Annotated in this window: 1 protein-coding gene; it reads right to left on the bottom strand. The window is 43.3% G+C overall.

Annotation, left to right across the window (positions count from 1 at the left end; genetic code table 11):
• Positions 1-207: 207 nt before the first annotated feature.
• Positions 208-930 (bottom strand): class I SAM-dependent methyltransferase, encoded by a 723-nt coding sequence (locus GNE10_RS34730; protein ID WP_185570534.1) that lies wholly within the window; start codon positions 928-930, stop codon positions 208-210.
• Positions 931-1082: the final 152 nt, after the last annotated feature.

The raw sequence follows: 1082 nt of genomic DNA, 5'->3' as shown, positions 1-1082 counted from the left end.
CCTCCCCGATGCTTTGGGGAGGGTGCCGTCAGGCGGGTGGGGTATCTGTCGCAAACATTTTTTGAATCGGTATTATTTTGATTAGACACAAAGAGACGTTGCATTGCAACGTCTCTACAGGATGGATAATTATTGATATTTCGTTGATTTGGATAATTCACATCAGACGTAATTTTGAATTCTGACTCCTGAATTCTGAATTCTTTTTTAAAACCGCACTTTGTACAACTCGAATAATTCACCTGATTTCTGGGTTATGATTTTAGCTCCAGCAGCTTTGATTGTTTTTTCCCAGTTAGTTAGAGGTTCTAAAAACACCTCTGCACCGAGGTAAGTTTCCAAAACTGCCCAATCTTCTGCTAAAGGCTGTTCTGGGTTGAGGATGTCAAAGACAAAATGTCCGCCTGGTTTGAGAACTCGTTTGACTTCTGTGAGGACAACATTCCAGTATTCCAGTGGAAAATAGCAGCTAAATCCTGTGGCGATCGCTAAGTCAAATTGACCTGGTGAATAGTTTAATTCATGAGCGCCCCCCAATTCAACACCTTTGAATAACTTAGAATTCAACTGCGGCCCGCGAGAAGTGAGAATATCTCGCGCTACATTACTGATTTCTTGTCCGTAAAAAAATGCTTGCCAATCTCGCCAAGGATAAATTAACAAGCTGACACCGCAGCCGATATCTAAACAGTGTTGGTTCTTTTGAGGTTTGGCAACTTCCCAAAAAGGAGAAGCAATTCTCCCGGAAAAATTGCCACCAGCCCACTCCCGAAAGATTGGCATTGCTTGGACTTCGGCTGGGAGTTCGACGGGTTGACCAAGATATTCTCGGTTGAAGCGGAATGCTACTTGTGTTAATCTTTCTTGCCAGTTGGTCGATTTGTGGGTGGCGAAGAGATTTTGTAACTGCGAATCAGGCTTTTTGGACATGAGATTTTTGCTAGTCTTTCTAAGGATTGTATTCAAATTCCCTTTGGGTTCGCATCTCTATCTAATCACCTGTGGGAGTTTGTCTGATTTCGTAGCTGTAGCCCCAATACGGTTTGGTTAAAGGGGAAAGGGGAAAGGGGAAAGGGGAAAGG

This window comes from Nostoc sp. 2RC (assembly GCF_014222165.1).
Taxonomy (GTDB): domain Bacteria; phylum Cyanobacteriota; class Cyanobacteriia; order Cyanobacteriales; family Nostocaceae; genus Nostoc; species Nostoc linckia.
Note: the sequence above shows the minus strand (reverse complement) of the source record. Positions and strands in the feature narration are given on the sequence as shown.

Excerpts from the sequence above, each read along its gene's own strand:
- GNE10_RS34730 (WP_185570534.1), bottom strand. The coding sequence starts at position 930 with ATGTCCAAAAAGCCTGATTCGCAGTTACAAAATCTCTTCGCCACCCAC.